Annotated in this window: 4 protein-coding genes and 1 pseudogene; all 5 read right to left on the bottom strand. The window is 67.8% G+C overall.

Annotation, left to right across the window (positions count from 1 at the left end):
- Positions 1 to 128: 128 nt before the first annotated feature.
- Positions 129 to 944, bottom strand: a complete 816-nt coding sequence (locus ACPGXI_RS17670) for a type III pantothenate kinase (protein WP_526655280.1) — start codon at positions 942 to 944, stop codon at positions 129 to 131.
- 4 nt (positions 945 to 948) lie between these two features.
- Positions 949 to 1,356 (bottom strand): aspartate 1-decarboxylase, encoded by a 408-nt coding sequence (gene panD / locus ACPGXI_RS17665; RefSeq protein ID WP_526655282.1) that lies wholly within the window; start codon positions 1,354 to 1,356, stop codon positions 949 to 951.
- Positions 1,356 to 2,309 (bottom strand): pantoate--beta-alanine ligase, encoded by a 954-nt coding sequence (gene panC, locus ACPGXI_RS17660; protein ID WP_526655278.1) that lies wholly within the window; start codon positions 2,307 to 2,309, stop codon positions 1,356 to 1,358. The genes panD and panC overlap by 1 nt, the downstream gene beginning before the upstream one ends.
- Entirely contained in the window at positions 2,306 to 3,253 is a 948-nt protein-coding gene (locus ACPGXI_RS17655) for a Rossmann-like and DUF2520 domain-containing protein (RefSeq protein WP_526655276.1), read from the bottom strand. The genes panC and ACPGXI_RS17655 overlap by 4 nt, the downstream gene beginning before the upstream one ends.
- Positions 3,254 to 3,330: 77 nt before the next feature.
- Positions 3,331 to 4,222: pseudogene (locus ACPGXI_RS17650) on the bottom strand (DUF6779 domain-containing protein); the annotation flags it as partial.

Genomic DNA, 4,222 nt, shown 5'->3' with positions numbered 1-4,222 from the left:
GTTCGGGAACGTCCTCGTCGGAATCGTCACGGGTCTCGTCGGAAGCGGGGCGGGAATCGGGGGGTGTCACGACGTGCCAGCTTAATGAACAGGTGGCAGTGCCGATCACCCTGCGCCGATCACCCTGCTCAGCGGGCCTGCCGCAACTTGCCCCGCTGAGCGTCCCGATTGCGTTCGAACACCAGGCGCAGACCGTCCAGGGTCAGATGCCGGTCGTAGTGCTCGATGCTCTGCACGTCGGGCAGAACCAGCGGCGCACTGTGTCCCGTCGCGACCACCGTCACATCGTCGCCGCCGAACCCCTCGACGTCCTCACGCACCCGCTTCACCAAGCCGTCTACCAGGCCTGCGAACCCGAAAACCGCGCCCGCCTGCATGCATTCAACGGTGTTCTTGCCTACCACCGATCGGGGCCTGGTCAACTCGACGCGTCGCAGCGCCGCCGAATGGGCGGCCGCCGCATCCGATGACACCTGTATCCCGGGAGCGATGGCACCGCCCAGAAACTCGCCCTTCGCCGATACCACGTCCACGCAGATCGCCGATCCGAAGTCCACGACGATCGCCGGTGACTGGTACTTGTGAAAGGCCGCAAGACAATTGACGATCCGGTCGGCACCGACCTCTTTCGGGTTGTCAACGAGAAGCGGTATTCCCGTGCGCACCCCGGGCTCGATCAGCACATGGGGAACCGACGGCCAGTACTGGTCGAGCATCAGACGAACCTCGCGCAACACCGAAGGCACCGTCGACAAACCGGCCGCACCGGAGAGTCGCTCGGTATCATCGCCGATCAGCCCGTCGATTGTGAGCGCCAGTTCGTCTGCGGTCACGTCGGATTCGGTACGAATCCGCCAGTGTTGAACGACCTTGGCGTGATCGCCGGTGCCTGAAGTCAAGCCGACGACCGTGTGCGTGTTACGGACATCTATCGCGAGTAGCACGCCATCACCTCGGCGATATCAGCCAAGACGCGTCCGCCGGCACATGCGCCGGATCGGCACCCAGGTCGATCTGCCTGTTGTCCGCGTCGACGAAAACCACCCGCGGCCGATAGCTTTTCGCCTCCGCGTCCTCCATCGTCCCGTACGCGATCAGGATCACCAGGTCGCCAGGATGTATCAAATGTGCTGCAGCACCGTTGATACCGATCACGCCGCTGCCACGCTGACCCGTTATGACGTAGGTCACCAAACGCGCGCCGTTGTCGATGTCGACGATGGTCACCTGCTCGCCTTCGAGAAGGTCGGCCGAGTCCATCAGATCCGCGTCCACAGTCACCGATCCGACGTAGTGCAGATCGGCCTGGGTCACCGTGGCGCGGTGGATCTTCGACTTCAGCATCGTTCGTAACATCATTTACTCCAAGGTGATTCATGGCTCTCGCCGGATGGGACCTGTGGATGGCCGTTGATACCGCTTTCAGTGCCGAGGTCGACCGCGATGTTGTCGATGAGGCGGGTACGCCCCAGCCTGGCCGCGACCAGCAGCCGCCCGGCTCCCTTACCGGTAGCCGGCCTCAGCATCGGGTCGCGCACCTCCAGATACTCGACCTCCAAGGCGGGTACCGCGTCGAGCGCCGCGATGGCGGCTTCCAGTGAGGATGCCGTTCCCTTCGACGCGCCATGGGCCCCCGCGAGCAGCGCCGCGGACAACACGCCCGCCTGCTTGCGCTGAACGGGGTCGAGATAGCGGTTCCGTGAGGACTTGGCCAGTCCGTCGGGCTCCCGCACGATAGGCACCCCCACCACCTGAATGCTCAGGTTGAGGTCCGTGACCATCTGGCGGATCAGGATCAACTGCTGATAGTCCTTCTCTCCGAAGAATGCCCGGTCCGGATGCACGGCGTTGAACAGCTTGAGCACCACGGTGAGGACACCGGCGAAATGCGTCGGCCGCGAAACACCCTCGAGCTCGGCACCGAGCGGCCCGGGCACCACCGTGGTGCGAGCACCCTCCGGGTACATGTCGTCGGCCGTAGGGGTGAAGGCGATCTCGACGCCCTCGGCGCGCAGAGCGGCGAGATCGCCCTCGAGTGTGCGCGGGTACGCGTCGAGGTCCTCCCCCGCGCCGAACTGCAGCGGGTTGATGAAGATTGACACCACAACGACGGCGCCCGGCACCCGCTTGGCGGCCCGGATCAGCGTCAGATGCCCCTCGTGCAGGGCGCCCATGGTCGGCACCAGCATGATCCTGCGCCCGGTAGCGCGCAACGCCTGGCTCACTGCCGAGACTTCGCGCGGACGCGCATAAACATTGAGCTCTCCCGGGACGAACTTCGGGATGCTCGCAGTGTTCCCGGTGTTCATGCCTGCCCCGCTTCCGCCAATGCCTCGAACACCGCATCGGGAGCGTGCGCGCGTTGGGCAGTGCGCCATGAAATGGCGCGATAGGCGTGCTCGAGGTCGGGATTCACTTCATTGAGCGCCTGGAGGTGGCTGCCGACCGCGACGGCATCGCCGCGCGCGACCGGACCAGTGAGGGCAGCCTGGCCGCGCTGCAAAGCGTTCTCCAGCGACGCGTGGGCCAGCGGACCGATGATCCTCTCGGCGATCCCCCCGGGCCGGTCGCCGACGGGCTCCTGCCCCAGCAACTCCTGGCCCTGCAGCGCAGTGCGCAATGCGTCGACCGCGTCGAGGAGGACAGTGACGACGTGGTTGCTGGAGTGTGCCAATGCGGCGTGGTAGAGGGTCCGAGCGTCCTCACGGACCCGGAACGGTTCGCCGCCGATTTCCAGCACCAGCGACGCCGCGATGGCATACCCGATCTCGTCGGCGGCGGTGATGCCGAAACAGGTCCCGCGCAGCCGGTCAATGTCCTCGTCCGAGCCGGCGAAAGTCATCGCCGGGTGGATCGCCAGCACGATGCACCCCTGTTCGGCCAGCGGCGCCAGCACGCCGATCCCACTCGCTCCCGAGGTATGCACGACGATGGTGTTTGCCCGCACCGCTTCGGTCGCCGCCAGGCCCGCCACCAGCGAGGGAAGCTCGGCATCGGGTACGGCCAGCAACAGGAGCTCGGCGCGCCCCGCCACCTCGTCGACCGGTAGCACAGGAGTATCGGGAAGCCACCGTTCGGCCCGACGCCGCGATGCCGTCGACAGCCCACTACAGCCGACGACGACGTGTTCGGCCCGTTCCAGCGCGAAGCCGAGGGCTGAACCCACCCGACCAGCGGAAATGACGCCGATCGTGAGCCGGGCAGGACGAAGTCCGTCGGGTGGGACATTCTCGCCGGCGGGGGACTGCAGCATCGCAGACAACCTCGAAGATCTCATGGGTTCGTTCCAGTCCCGCGGCGCGGGTACCGGACGGTCACTACGAGATTAGCTCAATCCTCACGACGCCTGCGTCGCCCGCCTCCCGATTGCGTCGCCTGCAGCCGCGCCATCAACTCGGCGACCGAAGGACCACCGGTGTGGGCGCCGCCGTCGGCGTGCTCGGGCCCGTCCTGCTCGGCGGCCGGCGGCGCAGGGGTCGGCGCGGCCAAATCCCCGGCGTCCCGATGCCTGGGAGCAGCTTGCCGACCTTCCCCGGCTACGCCATAGTGCCGACCGCGCGCTGGTCCAGCGGCGGACTCGGGCGGCTGAGCGTCGGGGGCCCGTCTCCTGCCCACGTATTCATCCTGGCTGCCGCTGTCTTCATCGTGGATGCCGCCGTCCTCAGCCGTCGGCGCCCAGCGACTGCCCGGTGCGCCCGACGGAATCCACTGCCCCTCCGCGGGAGCCGGCTGCCAGTGGGCGGCTGCCGGAGCAGCCGGGTCTGGGTCAATCGGTTGCGCCCCGGGACGCTGCGGGGGCAGCCATGGATAGAGGGGCTCGGGGTGGGCCGCCGGAGGGGCGCTCTCTGGTTTCGGCGGTGCCGGTGCCGGTGGCGGCGGTGCCGGTGGCGGCGGCGGCACAGGCGGCGGTGGCGGCACAGGCGGCGGTGGCGGCTCCCGGCGACGCCCCGCGCTCTCGTCGGCTCGATGCGCGTTCCCCCCGGCTTGCTCGGAGAATCTGCGGTGGGCACCGCCCGCCTCGTCCACCGGCGCCACCCGCTCGACCTCCGGCGGGTGGGGTTCGGCGGGGACGTCGATGATCGGGCTCTCCTCGACGTCTGTGGTGTGGACTCGACCGTCGAAGCCTTCTTCACCATCCTCGGCATCGATCCTGCTGATGCTGACTCGCCCCGCCGGCGCGTCGGCACCGGGAGTCCATTCGCCGAGCACCCGTGCGCTGGCC

The sequence above is a fragment of the Mycobacterium sp. genome, from assembly GCF_049608025.1.
GTDB lineage: Bacteria > Actinomycetota > Actinomycetes > Mycobacteriales > Mycobacteriaceae > Mycobacterium.
The sequence above is the reverse complement of the archived record's forward strand: the minus strand, read 5'-3'. Positions and strand labels throughout refer to the sequence as shown.

Coding starts and splice junctions, on each gene's coding strand:
- panC (WP_526655278.1), bottom strand. CDS start 2,309: ATGAACACCGGGAACACTGCGAGCATCCCGAAGTTCGTCCCGGGAGAG.
- ACPGXI_RS17655 (WP_526655276.1), bottom strand. CDS start 3,253: ATGCTGCAGTCCCCCGCCGGCGAGAATGTCCCACCCGACGGACTTCGT.
- panD (WP_526655282.1), bottom strand. CDS start 1,356: ATGTTACGAACGATGCTGAAGTCGAAGATCCACCGCGCCACGGTGACC.